We start from the raw sequence: 15166 nt of genomic DNA, 5'->3' as shown, positions 1-15166 counted from the left end.
CGTCAGGACCCCAGCACCAGGTTGAACCGGGTCAGGAAGCGCTTCTCCGCCTTGGCCGCGCTCCACGGCGTCAGATATTCCGTGACGGTCGCCTCCGGCAGGCCGGGGTCGCGGCCGAACAGCTTCCTCGCCTCGCTCTCGGAAAAGCCGGCCAGTCGTGTCGCCTCCAGATAGGCCGCGCCGCGATCGGCCGCCTTGATCTGGCGCTCGATCTCGGGCGCGACCTCCGCCGGCAGGCCGAAGCGGATGTGGATCGCGCCGAGCAGCCGTTTCTCGACGCTCTTGTAGCTGCCGCCAAGCACCGCCTTGAACGGCGAGATCATGTCGCCGATGACGTATTCCGGCGCGTCGTGCAGCAGCGCCGCGAGCCGCAGCTTGGCATCGATATTCGGCTTCTTCGCCCGCATCACCGTCTCCACCAGCAGCGTGTGCTGCGCCACCGAGAAGATGTGGGCGCCGGACGTCTGCCCGTTCCAGCGCGCCACGCGCGACAATCCGTGCGCGATATCGGCAATCTCGACGTCGAGCGGCGAGGGATCGATGAGGTTGAGCCTGCGGCCGGACAGCATGCGCTGCCAGACGCGGTCGTGCCCGTTGTCGGGCGTCTTGGTCGTCATTTGATCTTGAGGCGCGGGGCGCGGCGCTTGCCGCTGCAGGTCTCGTGGCAGAAGCAGGTGACGAGATGGTCGTTGACCATCCCGGTCGCCTGCATGAAGGCGTAGACGATCGTGGGTCCGACGAACTTGAAGCCGCGCGAGGACAGCTCCTTCGACATCTTGATCGACAGCGGCGTCGAAGCCGGCACGCTCGCCGTGGTCTTGAACTGATTCACCTTCGGCGCGCCGTCCATGAAGCCCCATAGCAGCTTCGAGAAGCCAGGGCCCTTGTCCTGGATGTCGAGCCAGGATTTCGCGCTGAGGATGGCGCCCTCGATCTTGGCGCGGTTGCGGACGATGCCGGCATCGTTCATCAGCGCATGGATCTTCTTGTCGCTGTAGCGCGCGATCTTCTCCGGCTGGAAATCATCGAAGGCGCGGCGGAAATTGTCGCGCTTGCGCAGGATCGTGATCCACGACAGCCCGGCCTGGAAGCCGTCGAGGATCAGCTTCTCATACAGCGCGCGGTCGTCATATTCCGGCACGCCCCACTCGGTGTCGTGATAGGCGACATAGAGCGGGTCGCTGCCCGGCCAGGGGCAGCGCGTCAGGCCATCAGGATGGACGACGGCAGCGCGGCCCATGAGTTCTGCTCAGGCCACCGTCTGTTTGGGCGCGCCCTGCAGCGCGTCGGGATCGGCGATGCGCAGCGTCAGCCCGCCAGCAGTGAGCGGCGTGCCAGCCTCCATCGCTTCCGCGGCGCGATCGATGCGCAGCAGCGCCAGGCCCTTCTGCGCAGCGGCCGAGCCCATCGTGCCGATGCTCTTCTCGCCGGCCAAGATCGGCGTGCCCGGCTCCGGGCTCGGGCCATCGATCAGCACCTTGGCGGTGCGTGTCCGCGTGGTGCCGCGATGGTGCATGCGGCTCACCACCTCCTGGCCGACATAGCAGCCCTTGCCGATGTCGACGCCGTGCAGGCGGTCCATGTTGGTCTCGTAGGGAAAGGCGTCGCCATACATGAAGTCGAGCCCGCCGCGCGGCACGGCATGATCGATCCGATGCGCCTCGTAGTCTGCGGCCACGGCAATGTCGGCGCCGAGTCCCGCCGCGATCTCGGCGAGCTCGGCCTGCGGCGCGATGACGCGGTCACCCAGCGCCTCGTGACGCGGATCTCTGAAGCAGAGATCGAGCGCCGCACCGGGCGTGCCGTCCCACACTGCGATGACACCGACCTGATCCGACAGGTTGGCGACCGTCAGCTTGGCGCGCAGCTTGTACAAATTGAGCTTGTCCGCCAGCGCCTGCGCCAGCGCGCGCGGGCAATCCAGCAGGAAGCGTTCACCGGCCTCGCCGGTGGGCGCCTGCGCCACCAGGAAGTCGATGATGATCTTGCCCTGCGGCGTCAGCAATGCCCCGAACCGGGCTTCGCCCGGAACGAGCTTGGTGACGTCCGTGGTGACCAGTCCGTTGAGGAACTTGCGTGCATCGTCGCCGCTGACCTGGACCACGCCCCGGTCGTCGAGAAACGTCGCTTTCATTCGAAAAACCTCTTGCGACACGCCGCACCGAAACGTAAGCCGCCCTGGCTTAAACCACAAGGCTGAAACGCTGCACTGCGGTGGCTTCATCCTAAAGATCAAGCCGCGCGAGGCCTGGCAGGCCAGCAAATGGGCAGGCGCGCAGCATGATCGATCTGTCTCCGATGAATGCGGAGAATGAAATCCTAGAGGGGTTCATGAGCCAGCGGTTCGACGTCATTCTGAAATCCGGCACGGTGGTCAATCAGGACGGCGAGGGCGTTCGCGACATTGGCATCACCGCTGGTCGCATCGTCGAGATCGGCGATCTCGGCGCGGCTTCGGCGGCCGAGATCATCGACTGCAAGGGCCTGCACGTGTTGCCCGGCGTGATCGACACCCAGGTGCATTTCCGCGAGCCCGGCCTGACCCACAAGGAGGATCTCGAAACCGGCTCGCGCAGCGCCGTGATGGGCGGCGTCACCGCCGTGTTCGAGATGCCCAACACCAACCCGCTGACGGTCACCGAGGAGGCGTTCACCGCCAAGATCGAGGCCGGCCGGCACCGCATGCATTGCGACTTCGCCTTCTTCATCGGAGGCACCCGCGAGAACGTCGAGCAACTGCCGGTGCTCGAGCGCGCCGAGGGCTGCGCCGGTGTGAAGGTGTTCGTCGGCTCCTCCACCGGCTCGCTGCTGGTCGAGGACGATGACTCGCTCCGCCGCATCTTCCAGGTCATCCGCCGTCGCGCCGCGTTCCACGCCGAGGACGAATACCGCCTCAACGAGCGCAAGGGTCTGCGCGTCGAGAACGATCCGCGCTCCCACCCGGTATGGCGCGATGAGGAGGCGGCGCTGCGCGCCACCCAGCGCCTGGTCAATCTTGCCCACGAGACCGGCAAGCGAATCCACGTGCTGCACATCTCGACCAAGGAAGAGATCGTCTATCTGCGCGACCACAAGGACGTCGCCACCGTCGAGGCGACGCCGCATCATCTCACTCTGACAGCGCCCGAGTGCTACGAGCGGCTCGGCACCTATGCGCAGATGAATCCGCCGGTGCGCTCGGCCGACCATCGCGACGTCATCTGGTGGGGCGTCCACCAGGGCATCGTCGACATCCTCGGCTCCGATCACGCCCCGCACACCGCCGAGGAGAAGGCCAAGACCTATCCGGCCTCGCCCTCCGGCATGACCGGCGTGCAGACGCTGGTGCCGATCATGCTCGACCACGTCAATGCCGGCCGGCTGTCGCTCGCGCGTTTCGTCGACCTCACCAGCGCCGGCCCGGCTCGCATCTACAACATCGCCCGCAAGGGGCGCATCGCCGCCGGCTACGACGCCGACCTCACGATCGTCGACCTCAAGCGCAGCGAGACCATCACCAACAAATGGGTCGCCTCCAAAGCCGGCTGGACGCCGTATGACGGCGTGCGCGTGACCGGCTGGCCGGTCGGCACCTTCGTCCGCGGGCAGCGCGTGATGTGGCAGGGCGAACTGCTGACTCCGGCGACTGGCGAACCGGTGCGCTTCATGGAGACGCTGCGGCCGTAACGGCGCTTACTATGTGCTCCGTCATTGCGAGCGCAGCGAAGCAATCCAGAGTTCTTGCTGGGTCCTGGATTGCTTCGCTGCGCTCGCAATGACGCGGAAGGAGCATCGCGCTTCGGATGATCGGCTCGTAACCCGGATGAGCGCAGCGACATCCGGGTTCACCAATACAGCAGGCGAGACCCCGGATGTCGCTGCGCTCATCCGGACTACGCGGTTGCGACAAGGAGGCTGGCGCGAGCGCACCTATCGAAATCGGATCCCGGCTCTTTAACGCACGGACGGTGCGCTCCCTCGCCCCGCTTGCGGGGAGAGGGCTGGGGTGAGGGGGACTCTCCACGAGTGCGGTGCGTGGAGAGTCCCCCTCACCCGGATTGCATCTTTCGATGCAATCCGACCTCTCCCCGCAAGCGGGGCGAGGTATGATCCCATCGCTGCGCTCGCAATGACGCGGGAACTGATACGACAGCCCCGCCGCCGTTCACGCGAACAGCTTGTCGATGTCGTCCTGGGAAATCGCCACGCCCACCCGCTTCGGGCCTTCGAGCAAATCGGGCTCGGTGCTTGGGGCGGCGACCTCGGCGGCCATCCGCGCCAGCTCCTCTTTTCCCCACATGCGGACCAGCCGGTTGATGTGCTCCTCCATGAACTTCAGCGACTTGACCACCCGCGTGATCCGCTGCCCGGTGAGGTCCTGAAACGCGCAGGCCTCGAACACCTTGTTGGTGCTGTCGACGATCTCGTCGCTGACCGCCGCCACCGTCGGGTCCTTGACACCTTGCAACTTCCCGACGCTGGTGCTGATCTCTTCCATGCTTTCGAGGATTGCGTTCCCGGCCGTCTCCGTATTCTCGACGATCGCGTCGAGGGTATCGGCCATGCTCGCGAAATTATACTTGCTGTCGCCTTGAAGAGCGGCGAATTCCCGTCGCATGCTGCTGAGGTGACCGAACATCTCGACCAGGAGCGTCTTCAGCATCCTCTCTTCTTCCGGCGCAATCATCAGCAATCCCCAGCTTTTCCCTAACGTTTCCTTAACCCAAGTCTTCACGCGGCAGCATCAAGCTCCGCCTGCTCGTCCGTGACGGCATGTCGGACCTCGTTCTGGCGATGACCAGGTCGCGACACGGAGCCGAGTTTTCGCGTCAGCTCGAATCGGTACTGTGATCAGGTCGGTGAAGATCAGCGGCTCAGTTTTTCCCATTTTCGTTAAGGGCGGATGTTCATTCATGCCCAAGGCCTTCGAATGGTGAAGGATTTCTGACGCGACTTGGCGGCCGGGCCGCCTGACAGGACACGTCCGTCCTTGCGTCGAACGAGGTATGAGCGGTTGCTGCTCCGCGCCGCCCGACGGGCGAATCAGTGCGCGACTTGGTCAGGCGGGGCGACGATCTCGATCACGGCGACGACACGCAACGCATGCGCCGAATCGGAAAGTTGGCGCGTTGCTTCAATGGCATCGCGCTCGCAGCACCGCGTCGGCGGAAGAATGGTCTTTCTTTTTTCCGGAAAATGTGTCACTCCTCTCGCATCCCGCCTCAACGAGAGGGGCGTACGCGCGGTCGTCACGAGACGCGAGGCGGGCAGGCGGTGGCCGTGTCGGCTTGCAGCGTGGCTTGTCCGCGCGGACGAACAATCTCGATGCGGACGTGAAGCCGTGTGGTCCTGGCCTCCCGATGCCGAGGTCAAGCCTGCTGTCGATGCGAGAGCGTCGGCGCTGGTGATGGGGGCAAGACAGCCGGTCCCCAGGGAGAGCGCGGAGTAAGCGTTAAACCCATCGCGCAGGGAAGGCTGGGCTCGTCCGGCTGCACCTGTGGTTCCTGCCCCGTGCATTCTTGTTCGCACGGGGGCCATGGGCGTCAGCCGACGCCCAGCCTTTCCTGTGCCCTCGATTTGCGAGGGCCGAACGTCGGCCATCGCTCGGACGCAATCGGCGCCGCGAGGACGATGAAACGTGTCCTGTGCTGTTTGAAGACGTGAAGAAGGCGCCAGCTCACGCTGCTGACGTTGCGCGGCTGCGGGGCCGTGACGCCGCCGCGTCCACCGCTGTCATCCCCGCGAAGGCGGGGATCCAGTACTCACCGCCTGTCGTGATCAACCGAGAGGTCACGGCGTACTGGATGCCCGCTTACGCGGGCATGACGATGTGAGTTGTGGCGTGAGTCGTGAGACGAACGCGGAGCGCGATGGTGGGCACGGCGCCGGCGACAGCGCGGCATGATCCGCAGGCGAGGCGGGCGCGCCTTTGCCCACCTCCAGCCGACGCGAACAGCCTACTGCGTCGCGCGGGCCAGCGAGAATTCGCCGTTGCGGATGCGCTCGGGAAACCCCTCGACGAAGGTCGCGACCGCGTCCTCGCCATAGGTCGTGACGAGCTCGGCGAGGGCGGCGAACAGGCTGGCCTGGGCCAAGCAGTCGCCATCGACGCCGTCATGGCGCGCTTCCGCCCAGGCTTCGTTGAGATAGCTGAGCGCGGCCTGCTTCTGCTCATGGTCGGGCAGGACGTCGGGGAGGGCGCTGAAGGGTACGGGGAAGCTCATTGAATTCAGTCTGGCGGTGCGCCGCGGCGCAAGGAAATCCAAGCGCGGGCGCGCCGGACAAGCGAGGTTTAACACGCGCGGCGGGAACGCCTAGGCCAGTTCTTTAGGAAAGGTTAACAAGGTTAACGCAAACGTGGATAACGCGCCGCGGGCCTCAATTGGCGTAGCGCGCCGTGAGGTCGCGCGAGATCTTCGAGCCCTCGTCGATGTAGCGGCGGATGGCGACCATGGCCGCCGGCGTGCAGGTCCGGTAGGTCTGCTGGAAGCCGTTATAGCCGCGGTTGAAGCCGGCGATCATGCGGGCGCGGCGCTCACCCGACGGCGTCTCGGCGTCGATCAGCGCCTGCATCTGGTTGCGCCATTTGGCGCCCTCGTTGCTGCCGCAGATGCCGCGGAGGTAATGTAGTGTGCCGAGAATCTCGGCCAGGCGCTGCAGGTCGCCATCGAAGGGCGCAGCCGCATCCTGCGCCCGCACCGGGGCGGCGGCGCAGGCCATGACGAGCATCAGGAGGGCCAGGAGGCGCTTGGAGAGCATCGGGAACACGTCCGTGATATGCCTGTGCCCAGCGGCGGACGCAAGGCGCCTACAGCAGCGCCCGGGCGGCGGCAATGATCTCCGGCAGCCCGTCGGTCAGGGTGAGGCCATCCAGCGCACCGGGATCGCGCCATTGCGCGTCGTCGAGTTCCGGGTTGAGGTTGGGATCGCCCGACACCCAGCGCGCCGCGAAGGGCAGGATCACGTAATGGCCGCCGCCTCCCGCCGGCGGCAGCACCTCGCGCCAGCCGGCGAGGCCGATGATGGCGATCGACAGGCCGGTCTCCTCCATGACCTCGCGGGCCACGGCCTCGTGCAAAGTCTCGCCGAACTCGACCCGTCCGCCGGGCAGCGTGTAGACGCCCTTCGCCGGCGACCGGGCGCGACGCACCAGCAGCAGCCGGTCGTCGCGGAAGATCGCGGCGCTCACAGCGAGTTGGGGACGAGACGGCGGCGTGGCGGTCATGCGAGGCGCTCCGGCTGGGGCATCAACTCTACCGTGAAGACCGCGGCGCGCGCAGCGTCGTTCTGGTCAGAAGCTGGCCATGATCGCGTCGACGGCATCGACCTCGTCGACCTCCGCTACCGGTTCCGGATCGAACTCGATGTCGCCGTTGATGATGCCGCCAGCCTGGGCCACCAGCGGCTTGACCCAGCCCGCGGCCTGTTCGGCGAGCGCGGCCTTGGTCTTGTCCTGCTTGGCCTCGCGCATGGCGCTGCCGACCGCGAGCAGGATGTCGGTCATGGTCTTGGTGAGATGGTCGAAACGATCGCGAATCGACGGATCGGCCTGTTCATAGGCCTCGATCACGAGATCGCGGGCCTTGAAATTGGTGTGCGTGAAATGTTCTGGATAGGTCAGCGGCGACCACGCCAGGAAATCCTCGGCGCATTCCGGGATATCGGGAATCATTTCGAGCAGCATCACGGCTTCGTTGAAATGATTCAGATAGTCGGTGGCGAGACCGGTGCGCGGATTGATGTTCGCGGCGCGCAGGATCGCGGCGCGCGCGGGATCGATAGCGCTGCCGGCCGGTCGTTGGGTCGTGCGATCGGACGGCACGGATTGGGTCGCAACTGCGGTCATCGGGCTGCAGTGTTGGCAAACCGAGTTAAAAGGTGCTGAACACACGACGATTTGAGTGAGATTATGTGTGGACGTTTCGTCATCACTTCACCACCCGCAGCGTTGCGGCAGATCTTCGGCTACGAGGGACAGCCGAACTTTCCGCCACGTCACAACATCGCGCCCACGCAGCCGATCCCCGTAGTCCTGCTGGATCGTGACAAGCGTCACTATCGTTTGATGCGCTGGGCCTTCATGCCGGCCTGGGTCAAGGATCCCCGTAGTTTTACGCTCGTGATCAACGCGCGTTCGGAGTCCGTACGCGAGAAGCCCGCGTTCAAGAATGCGATCCGGCGGCGCCGCGTGCTTGTGCCCGCTGATGGATATTACGAATGGCAGGTGATCGACGGCCGCAAGCGTCCGTTCTTCATCCATCGCAGCGACCGCGCGCCGTTCGGCTTCGCAGCTCTTGCCGAGACATGGATGGGTCCGAACGGCGAGGAGGTCGATACGGTGGCGATCGTGACGACGGCGGCCAATCCCGCACTCTCGGTGTTGCATCATCGTGTTCCCGTGACCATCAGGCCCGATGATTTCTCGCTCTGGCTCGACTGCCGCAGCGACGATCCGACCGACGCGATGCGGCTGATGGTGGCGCCCGACGACGGCGAGTTCGCTTGGTACGAGGTTTCGACGCGCGTCAATGCGGTCGCCAATGACGACGAGCAACTGCTGCTGCCGATGACCGAGGAGATGCGCGCCGCAGAGGATGCTCAGCGCAAGCCGGCGAAGAAGGTTGCACCCCGCAAGGCTACACCTGTCGTCGACGATGGGCAGGGGAGTTTGTTCTGAGGCTGGATGTTTCGACAGAAGAGGTCGTCATCCCCGCGAAGGCGGGGATCCATTACCCTGCGGCCTCTCGGCTTGTCACAGACAGCGGTGGAATATTGGGTCCCCCGCTTTCGCGGAGGACGACAGCGGACGGTGGCCTACCTGAAGATCCGCAGCGCCGCATGCTGCAGCAGCATGATGGTCTTGGCGTCCTGAATGCGCTTGTCGTCGACCATCGCGAGCGCCTCGTCGATGCCGAGTTCCAGCACCTCGATCTCCTCGCCCTCATGCGCCAGCCCACCGCCGGCGCTGACGCGCATGCCCGGCTCGTACTCGGCGACGAAGAAGTGGATCTTCTCGGTGACCACGCCGGGGCTCATGAAGGCCTCGAACACGAACTTGACGTCGTGCAGCCGGAACCCGGTCTCCTCCTCGGCCTCGAGCCGGATGCGCTCCTCCGGCGAGGCGTTGTCGAGCAGGCCGGCGGCGGTCTCGATCAGCAGGTCGTCATAGCCGTTGAGGAATGCCGGATATCGGAACTGCTTGACCAGGATGACGCGGCGCTGCGCGAGATTGTAGGGCAGGATCGCCGCGGCGTTGCCGCGGTCGAACACGTCGCGGCTCTGCATCTGCCAGGTGCCGTCGTCGCGCCGCCATTCGAACCGGGTCGAGGTCAGCGTGCCGTAGTGATCGGAGAGCACGCGCTTGTCATGCACGCGGATGCGATCGGAGATGCTCATGCTGAATTCCTACTTCATCCCCGGCGTCGGCGGGCGGCCGTCGAGCCATTTCGAAAACACGACGCTGTCCTGCACGGCATAGTCGAGCGTCTGATAGAACGCCTGAACCTTGGTGTTGTCGCCACGGACCATCAGCATCAGCTTGGCGATGCCGCGCGCGCGCAGCCAGTCCTCGGCGGCGGCCATGATGGCTCGCCCCAGGCTGTGGCCGCGATGCTCGGGATCGACGCTGACGTAGTAGACCCAGCCGCGGTGGCCGTCATGACCAACCATCGCGGAGGCCACGATGGCGCCGCTGCTGCGGCCGACGAGCACGGTGGAACTGCCGCCGCGGCGGGCCAGCGCGATGTCGGCAGCGGGATCGTTCCATGGCCGCGTCAGGCCACAGCGCTGCCACAGCGCGATGATGGCGGGCACATCGGCATCGGTGATGTCGGAGATCGAGAGCGGAGCAGGGGTCATGAGCGTATCGATGGCCTAGAGCACCTTGCCGGGGTTCATGATCCCGAGCGGATCGAACTGCGCCTTGATCGCGCGCATCAGCGCGATGGCGGTCGGGTCCTTCACATCAGGCAGTTCGTCGCGCTTGAGCACGCCGATGCCGTGCTCGGCGGAGATCGAGCCACCCATGCGCAGCACGATGTCGAATACGACCTTGTTCACCTCGTGCCAGCGCGCGAGATAGTCCGCCGCGTTGGCGCCGACCGGCTGGCTGACATTGTAGTGGATGTTGCCGTCGCCGAGATGGCCGAACGGCACCGGCCGCGCGCCGGGCACCTGCTTGACGACGGCCTCGTTGGCCTCGGCGATGAACGCCGGCACGGCCGCGACAGGCACGGAGATGTCGTGCTTGATCGAGCCGCCCTCCGGCTTCTGCGCCCAGGAGATGTCCTCGCGCAGCTTCCAGAACGCCAGGCGCTGGGTGAGATTTTCGGCGATCGCGGCGTCGTCGACGATGCCGGCCTCCAGGCCCTGCTCGAGAATATTCTCCAAGGTGGTGCGGGCATCGTCGCGCGACGACGACAGTTCCATCAGCACGAACCACGGATGCGGGCCGGACAGCGGCGCGCGGTTGCCCGCGACATGGCGGATCGAGAAGTCGAGCGCGATCGCGGCGATCAGCTCGAAGCTCGTGAGACTGCCGGCCGCCTCGCGTTGCGCGATCGCCAGCAGTTTCAGCGCATCCTCCGGCGACTTCAGCCCGACAAAGGCGGTCTCGATCGCGCGCGGCTTCGGAAACAGCTTCAGGCTCGCCGCGGTGATGATGCCGAGCGTGCCCTCGGCCCCGATGAAGAGGTTGCGCAGGTCGTAGCCGGTGTTGTCCTTTTTCAGCTTCGACAGGCCGTTGAGCACCCGCCCGTCGGCCAGCACCACTTCGACGCCGAGCGCCATCTCGCGCGCCACGCCGTAGGCGAGCGCTGCCGTGCCGCCGGCATTGGTCGAGAGATTGCCGCCGATGGTGCAGCTGCCCTCGGCGCCCAGCGACAGCGGGAACAGGCGATCGACTTCGGCGGCCTTCTGCTGTGCGGTCTGCAGCACCACGCCGGCCTCGGCGATCATCGTGTTGGAGGCGGTGTCGATGTCGCGGATCTTGTCCATGCGCTTCAAGGACACCACCACCTCGCCATTGTGCGGCGTCTGGCCGCCGACCAGGCCGGTGTTGCCGCCTTGCGGCGTCAGCGCGATCCGATGCGCGCTGGCGAGCTTGCAGATCGCTGCGACCTCCGCGGTCGAGCCGGGGCGCAGCACCAGCGGCGAGCGGCCGTGGAACAGATTGCGCTCCTCGGTGACGTAAGGCGCGACGTCGGTCTCCGCGGTCAGCGCCTGGCGCTCGCCGACGATGGCGGCGAATTGCGCGATCAATTCGGGGGACAGTGGCGGCAGGGCAGGCTGGCTGATGTTCATGGTCAGTCGCTTCCAGGGTTATCTCGGCGCGGCGGCGCGGCGCAGCCGGTCGTTGATGGCTTCGCCCAGCCCGTCGTTCGGGATCGGCATCACGGCAATGCTGTGGATGCCGCTCGTATCGAGGCTGCGAAGATAGCCGAAAAGATTCGTCGCCGCCTCTGCCGGATCGCCGGCAGCCGAGAGGTTGAGCACCGCGGCGGCCCGTGCGGCGCCCGGCAACGCCGCCGGACCGAAGGCGAGCAGGGCCTCGTCCGGGGCGACCTCCGTTGCCCCGAGGCGGACCGCCGCGCGCGGGGCGTAGTGCGAGGCCAGCATGCCCGGCGCCAGTGGCTGCTCGGCGGCACGCAGCTCCGCTGCGGCCGGCCGGACCAGGGCCCGGCCAAGCACCGCCTCGATGGCTTCGCTTGGAACTCCGCCAGGGCGGAGCAGGGTGGGCGCATCGAAGCAGCCGACGATGGTCGATTCGACGCCGACCTCGACCGGGCCACCGTCCAGGATCAGATCGACTCGCCCCGTGAGGTCGGCCGCGACATGGCCGGCCGTGGTCGGCGACACGTGGCCGGAGATGTTGGCCGACGGCGCCACCACGGCGCCACCGAACGCCGCGAGCAGCGCCCGCGCGATGGGATCGGCAGGCACGCGGATCGCGACCGTGTCGAGGCCGGCCGTGGCGAGATCGGCGACTGGGCAGCGCTCCGCCTGGGGCACCACGAGCGTCAGCGGCCCCGGCCAGAAGGCGGCGGCGAGACGCTCCGCGGTGGCATCGAAACGGCCGATGCGGCGCGCCGCAGCGCTGTCCGCGACATGGGCGATCAGCGGGTTGAAGGCGGGCCGTCCCTTGGCCTGATAGAGATGAGCGATCGCCGTCGCATTGGCGGCATCGGCGCCGAGGCCGTAGACGGTCTCGGTCGGAAACGCCACCAGCCCGCCGCGCGCGAGCACGGCCGCCGCTCTCGCGATTCCGGTCGCGTCGGCGGGCAGGATCTCGGTTTTCAGCGCTGTCGTCTCGGGCTCGGACATCTGGGGCCGGCGGTGGTACCTCTGCGCGCCCGCTATAGCGGCTGGTGCCGGGCGAATGAAGCACGCAAATCGTGCGCTGCCTTGCATCTGCGCCATGGCCGGCGCGCAAAGCGCCATTGCGCCAAGGAGTTAACCCATCGCTCGGCGATCTGCGATTTCGATGCGATTTCCTGCCTCGTGTGCCTTGCGAAGACGGAAACCCGACGCTATAAGCCGGCTTCCCAAGTCGGAGCGTGGCTCAGCCCGGTAGAGCACTGCGTTCGGGACGCAGGGGTCGCAGGTTCGAATCCTGCCGCTCCGACCATTTTTCCCCTGCAGCTTTTGCCCTTTCGGTTGCGCCATTTGGTCTCCCTCGTCTGGGGTACAGATTGAGACCTTTTCTCAGCCTCATCCGCTTCACTGGGGCACCCCGATAATCGATGAAAGTGCTTGGCGACGATCCTCTCGCTGGGCGCGATCACGGTCGTGGCGCGATCTCAATCGGAGACGTCGTAAAGAACATCAGCGGCGCGGACGACTTGATGGCCTGCCTTATGAAGGACGGCCCCAGTGGCTGATAGACGAGCTGCGGTGCCGTGCTCCACCCACCACGTCCGCTTCTGAGCCCATATCGGACCTCTCGGCTGGCGCGGGCGATGTCCCCCTCCGAGGAACAACCGGAAGAAAACTTACGGCGTGGCCGAAAGGCGGCTTTTGACCAGAAGCCTTCGCTCCCGACCTTCTCAGTTCCTCTGGTGTACAGATCGGGGCACAGATTGAGGCCGTTTCATCCAGCCCGAGAGCGTCGAGCGGCGGAGATCGACACCGTGTGATCCGCGACTGTCAGTAGGCGATCGAGATGCGCTTCTTGGCGAGCTCGACAGCGAGCGCCTGTCGGAGCGCCGAGATGTCGTCCACCGGCCTCGCTCGCAGGCGACGGATTTCGTCCGCCCTAAAGGGTTTGCCTCGATCGCGCGCCGGCGCGCCCCAGACGTGCAGGACGTAGTTCAGGAGGTCCGCGGTCTCGCTATCGGGAAGGGCGGCATTCACGACGCCGGGGACGTTCGCACGATAGAGCCGGCCCTGTTCACTGCCGGCGAAATGTCCGACGATGCCGGGGAAGGGCGGGATGCGGTCGACGGACGATCCTTCGCCATCGAGACCGTGACAGCCGGAGCAGTGCAGCCGATAGAGATATTCAGTGCTCTCTGCGGCCTTCGACTGTTCGATGACGCCGATCGTGGTTGCTGCGATCAGGGCAAGGGTGAGAGGTCTCATGGCATCAGACCGGAACGGATCTGCTTGATGTCGTCATTGCCCATTGGGCGACCGCGGATGCGGGCGACGTCGGCGGCCTTGAGCTGGACCCTGGCAGGTTGAGGCGGAAGACGTAGTTCACCACGGCGGCGGTCGCATCGTCGTTCAAGCCTTGCTGCGGCGGCATCGCGCTCGTGATCGTCGCGCCTCCGTCGAGCGGAAGCGTCCCGGAGAGTCCCTTGATCACGACCATCACGGGATAGTCGGTCCACTTGGCCGCGGCACTCAACACCTGATATTCTCACAGTGGAGCTGCGCCGCCTTGATCGGTCAGCGGAAGGCCTGCTGATTGCAAAGCTTGACGCAATCCCTTGTAGCCGCTAGCCTTGGATATGAGCAAAGGGGGCTCTCACCGCATTGGTCGGGGAGGGCCCCCTATTTTTTTGGAGTACGCGATGGCATGGGAGGGCGACCCGCATCGGCCTTTCAAAGTTGGAGCTCTGTTTTCCGAAACCGGCCCGACAGCGTTTATCGAGCGCACGCAATGGAACGCCCTGCAGCTTGCGATCACGGAGATCAATCTCGCCGGGGGGCTTGCCGGACGCGAAGTTATCGCCGTCAGCGGTGACGCACGGTCGGATCCCAATCGCTTCAGCCAGCTCGCCGAACATCTGCTGGACGAAGAGCACGTCTCGCTGTTGATCGGCTGCTACATGACCAACACGCGGCAGGCCGTGGTTCCCGTCGTCGAGCGGCGCGGCGCGCTGCTGGCCTATACGGCGCCCTATGAAGGCTTCGAATATTCCCCGAACGTCATCTATGGCGGCGCCGTGCCGAACCAGCACATCCTGCTTCTGGCGCGACATTTGATCGCGAATGTCGGCAAGCGGTTCTATCTCGTCGGAACGCGCTACACATTTCCAATTGAATCGAACCGCGTGATGATGACACTGGTTGCGGAACAGAAGGGGCAAGTGCTGGCCGAGCGCTATGTTCCCCTCGACGTCCGCCATCGCGAGCTGAAGGCGATCGTCGAGGACATCCGGCTGAAGCGGCCGGACGTCGTCTTCTGTACCGTGGTGGGCGAGGCGGCTCGCATTTTCTATGAGCTCTGTCGTGACGCGGACATCTGCGCGCATACCCAGATTGCCAGCCTGACGATCACCGAGGCCGAGCTGGCGCTGATGGGACCCGAGCTCGCGGTCGGACATCTGACCGCTGCGACCTATTTCCAGTCGATCAACTCGCCGGCCAACCGGCGCTTCGTGAGTAACTACAGGGCGAAGTACGGTCCCGAGGCGACGACGAATGCAATGGCTGAGACGGCCTACAGCCTGACCCACATGGTGCTACAGGCCGCGGCCCGCAGCGAATCCACTGATGTCGCTGTCGTCCGCGCCGAGCTTGCAAGGACTCCGTTCGAGGCGCCGCAAGGCACGGTGCGCCTCGATCCGGACAATGGCCACTGTTACCTGTGGCCGCGAATTGGTCGGGCCGAGGCGACGGGGCAGTTCGCCATCGTCGAACAAAGTCCGGCCGCGATGAAGCCAGATCCTTACATGATCAATCATAGTCTGGAGGATTGGCGCACGACAGAGGACATCGAGCTGATTCCAAGAGCGAGTTGAAG

At 65.6% G+C, this 15166-nt stretch carries 18 protein-coding genes and 1 tRNA gene; 4 read left to right on the top strand and 15 right to left on the bottom strand.

Going from position 1 to position 15166, the window contains the following annotated elements:
* Positions 1 to 2: 2 nt before the first annotated feature.
* From ACQR1L_RS06035 to ACQR1L_RS06025, 3 genes are read right to left on the bottom strand one after another with little or no spacing between them, the layout of a single operon-like run.
* The gene (locus ACQR1L_RS06035) at positions 3 to 617 is read right to left on the bottom strand and encodes a YfbR-like 5'-deoxynucleotidase (protein ID WP_434857016.1); all 615 of its coding nucleotides are present in this window, start codon (positions 615 to 617) and stop codon (positions 3 to 5) included.
* Positions 614 to 1240, bottom strand: a complete 627-nt coding sequence (locus tag ACQR1L_RS06030) for a DNA-3-methyladenine glycosylase I (protein ID WP_434857015.1) — start codon at positions 1238 to 1240, stop codon at positions 614 to 616. Before ACQR1L_RS06030 ends, ACQR1L_RS06035 begins: the two co-directional genes overlap by 4 nt.
* Before the next feature lie 9 nt (positions 1241 to 1249).
* On the bottom strand, positions 1250 to 2134 hold the full coding sequence (locus ACQR1L_RS06025) for a YgfZ/GcvT domain-containing protein (protein WP_434857014.1): 885 nt from the start codon (positions 2132 to 2134) through the stop codon (positions 1250 to 1252).
* Between the two features lie 197 nt (positions 2135 to 2331).
* On the opposite strand from ACQR1L_RS06025, the gene ACQR1L_RS06020 reads away from it, so the two are divergent.
* Complete coding sequence (locus ACQR1L_RS06020; protein WP_434857013.1) at positions 2332 to 3666, top strand: dihydroorotase; 1335 nt, start codon at positions 2332 to 2334, stop codon at positions 3664 to 3666.
* Between the two features lie 478 nt (positions 3667 to 4144).
* On the opposite strand, the gene ACQR1L_RS06015 is transcribed toward ACQR1L_RS06020, so the two are convergent.
* The 6 genes from ACQR1L_RS06015 to ACQR1L_RS05990 form a co-directional block, all read right to left on the bottom strand.
* Positions 4145 to 4666 (bottom strand): protein phosphatase CheZ, encoded by a 522-nt coding sequence (locus ACQR1L_RS06015; RefSeq protein ID WP_434857247.1) that lies wholly within the window; start codon positions 4664 to 4666, stop codon positions 4145 to 4147.
* Positions 4667 to 5022: 356 nt separating this feature from the next.
* Positions 5023 to 5184, bottom strand: a complete 162-nt coding sequence (locus ACQR1L_RS06010; protein ID WP_434857012.1) for a hypothetical protein — start codon at positions 5182 to 5184, stop codon at positions 5023 to 5025.
* 752 nt (positions 5185 to 5936) lie between these two features.
* Complete coding sequence (locus ACQR1L_RS06005) at positions 5937 to 6203, bottom strand: hypothetical protein (RefSeq protein ID WP_434857011.1); 267 nt, start codon at positions 6201 to 6203, stop codon at positions 5937 to 5939.
* 154 nt (positions 6204 to 6357) lie between these two features.
* Positions 6358 to 6738 carry a TIGR02301 family protein gene (locus ACQR1L_RS06000; RefSeq protein ID WP_434857010.1) on the bottom strand — a complete coding sequence of 127 codons (381 nt, stop codon included), beginning with the start codon at positions 6736 to 6738 and terminating at the stop codon, positions 6358 to 6360.
* A 49-nt stretch (positions 6739 to 6787) separates the two neighbouring features.
* Positions 6788 to 7204 (bottom strand): NUDIX hydrolase, encoded by a 417-nt coding sequence (locus ACQR1L_RS05995; protein WP_434857009.1) that lies wholly within the window; start codon positions 7202 to 7204, stop codon positions 6788 to 6790.
* A gap of 66 nt (positions 7205 to 7270) precedes the next feature.
* Positions 7271 to 7825 (bottom strand): hypothetical protein, encoded by a 555-nt coding sequence (locus ACQR1L_RS05990; RefSeq protein WP_434857008.1) that lies wholly within the window; start codon positions 7823 to 7825, stop codon positions 7271 to 7273.
* Positions 7826 to 7888: 63 nt separating this feature from the next.
* On the opposite strand from ACQR1L_RS05990, the gene ACQR1L_RS05985 reads away from it, so the two are divergent.
* Positions 7889 to 8656 (top strand): SOS response-associated peptidase, encoded by a 768-nt coding sequence (locus ACQR1L_RS05985; protein WP_434857007.1) that lies wholly within the window; start codon positions 7889 to 7891, stop codon positions 8654 to 8656.
* Between the two features lie 137 nt (positions 8657 to 8793).
* On the opposite strand, the gene ACQR1L_RS05980 is transcribed toward ACQR1L_RS05985, so the two are convergent.
* The 4 genes from ACQR1L_RS05980 to ACQR1L_RS05965 are packed head-to-tail and all read right to left on the bottom strand — an operon-like array spanning position 8794 to position 12300.
* The gene (locus ACQR1L_RS05980) at positions 8794 to 9375 is read right to left on the bottom strand and encodes an NUDIX domain-containing protein (RefSeq protein ID WP_434857006.1); all 582 of its coding nucleotides are present in this window, start codon (positions 9373 to 9375) and stop codon (positions 8794 to 8796) included.
* Between the two features lie 9 nt (positions 9376 to 9384).
* Positions 9385 to 9837, bottom strand: a complete 453-nt coding sequence (locus ACQR1L_RS05975) for a GNAT family acetyltransferase (protein ID WP_434857005.1) — start codon at positions 9835 to 9837, stop codon at positions 9385 to 9387.
* Positions 9838 to 9852: 15 nt separating this feature from the next.
* Complete coding sequence (locus ACQR1L_RS05970) at positions 9853 to 11280, bottom strand: FAD-binding oxidoreductase (RefSeq protein ID WP_434857004.1); 1428 nt, start codon at positions 11278 to 11280, stop codon at positions 9853 to 9855.
* An 18-nt stretch (positions 11281 to 11298) separates the two neighbouring features.
* Positions 11299 to 12300 carry an L-threonylcarbamoyladenylate synthase gene (locus ACQR1L_RS05965; protein WP_434857003.1) on the bottom strand — a complete coding sequence of 334 codons (1002 nt, stop codon included), beginning with the start codon at positions 12298 to 12300 and terminating at the stop codon, positions 11299 to 11301.
* A 227-nt stretch (positions 12301 to 12527) separates the two neighbouring features.
* On the opposite strand from ACQR1L_RS05965, the gene ACQR1L_RS05960 reads away from it, so the two are divergent.
* Positions 12528 to 12604 (top strand) — tRNA-Pro (locus ACQR1L_RS05960).
* Between the two features lie 518 nt (positions 12605 to 13122).
* Here the strand turns inward: ACQR1L_RS05960 and ACQR1L_RS05955 are convergent.
* Together ACQR1L_RS05955 and ACQR1L_RS05950 are read right to left on the bottom strand one after the other, a co-directional pair.
* Positions 13123 to 13557, bottom strand: coding sequence for a hypothetical protein (locus ACQR1L_RS05955; protein WP_434857002.1), 435 nt, complete (start codon positions 13555 to 13557; stop codon positions 13123 to 13125).
* A 4-nt stretch (positions 13558 to 13561) separates the two neighbouring features.
* Positions 13562 to 13789, bottom strand: coding sequence for a hypothetical protein (locus ACQR1L_RS05950; RefSeq protein ID WP_434857001.1), 228 nt, complete (start codon positions 13787 to 13789; stop codon positions 13562 to 13564).
* 139 nt (positions 13790 to 13928) lie between these two features.
* Between ACQR1L_RS05950 and ACQR1L_RS05945 the strand changes: the two genes are divergently transcribed.
* Positions 13929 to 15164 carry a transporter substrate-binding domain-containing protein gene (locus ACQR1L_RS05945; protein WP_434857246.1) on the top strand — a complete coding sequence of 412 codons (1236 nt, stop codon included), beginning with the start codon at positions 13929 to 13931 and terminating at the stop codon, positions 15162 to 15164.
* Positions 15165 to 15166: the final 2 nt, after the last annotated feature.

It is taken from the genome of Bradyrhizobium sp. HKCCYLR20261 (assembly GCF_051168435.1).
In the GTDB taxonomy this organism is placed as follows: Bacteria; Pseudomonadota; Alphaproteobacteria; order Rhizobiales; family Xanthobacteraceae; genus Bradyrhizobium.
The sequence above is the reverse complement of the archived record's forward strand: the minus strand, read 5'-3'. Positions and strand labels throughout refer to the sequence as shown.

Coding starts and splice junctions, on each gene's coding strand:
- ACQR1L_RS06000 (WP_434857010.1), bottom strand. CDS start 6,738: ATGCTCTCCAAGCGCCTCCTGGCCCTCCTGATGCTCGTCATGGCCTGC.
- ACQR1L_RS06030 (WP_434857015.1), bottom strand. CDS start 1,240: ATGGGCCGCGCTGCCGTCGTCCATCCTGATGGCCTGACGCGCTGCCCC.
- ACQR1L_RS05950 (WP_434857001.1), bottom strand. CDS start 13,789: ATGGTCGTGATCAAGGGACTCTCCGGGACGCTTCCGCTCGACGGAGGC.
- ACQR1L_RS06005 (WP_434857011.1), bottom strand. CDS start 6,203: ATGAGCTTCCCCGTACCCTTCAGCGCCCTCCCCGACGTCCTGCCCGAC.
- ACQR1L_RS06025 (WP_434857014.1), bottom strand. CDS start 2,134: ATGAAAGCGACGTTTCTCGACGACCGGGGCGTGGTCCAGGTCAGCGGC.
- ACQR1L_RS05945 (WP_434857246.1), top strand. CDS start 13,929: ATGAGCAAAGGGGGCTCTCACCGCATTGGTCGGGGAGGGCCCCCTATT.
- ACQR1L_RS05985 (WP_434857007.1), top strand. CDS start 7,889: ATGTGTGGACGTTTCGTCATCACTTCACCACCCGCAGCGTTGCGGCAG.
- ACQR1L_RS05980 (WP_434857006.1), bottom strand. CDS start 9,375: ATGAGCATCTCCGATCGCATCCGCGTGCATGACAAGCGCGTGCTCTCC.
- ACQR1L_RS05955 (WP_434857002.1), bottom strand. CDS start 13,557: ATGAGACCTCTCACCCTTGCCCTGATCGCAGCAACCACGATCGGCGTC.
- ACQR1L_RS05995 (WP_434857009.1), bottom strand. CDS start 7,204: ATGACCGCCACGCCGCCGTCTCGTCCCCAACTCGCTGTGAGCGCCGCG.
- ACQR1L_RS05975 (WP_434857005.1), bottom strand. CDS start 9,837: ATGACCCCTGCTCCGCTCTCGATCTCCGACATCACCGATGCCGATGTG.
- ACQR1L_RS05965 (WP_434857003.1), bottom strand. CDS start 12,300: ATGTCCGAGCCCGAGACGACAGCGCTGAAAACCGAGATCCTGCCCGCC.
- ACQR1L_RS06020 (WP_434857013.1), top strand. CDS start 2,332: ATGAGCCAGCGGTTCGACGTCATTCTGAAATCCGGCACGGTGGTCAAT.
- ACQR1L_RS05990 (WP_434857008.1), bottom strand. CDS start 7,825: ATGACCGCAGTTGCGACCCAATCCGTGCCGTCCGATCGCACGACCCAA.
- ACQR1L_RS05970 (WP_434857004.1), bottom strand. CDS start 11,280: ATGAACATCAGCCAGCCTGCCCTGCCGCCACTGTCCCCCGAATTGATC.
- ACQR1L_RS06035 (WP_434857016.1), bottom strand. CDS start 617: ATGACGACCAAGACGCCCGACAACGGGCACGACCGCGTCTGGCAGCGC.
- ACQR1L_RS06015 (WP_434857247.1), bottom strand. CDS start 4,666: ATGATTGCGCCGGAAGAAGAGAGGATGCTGAAGACGCTCCTGGTCGAG.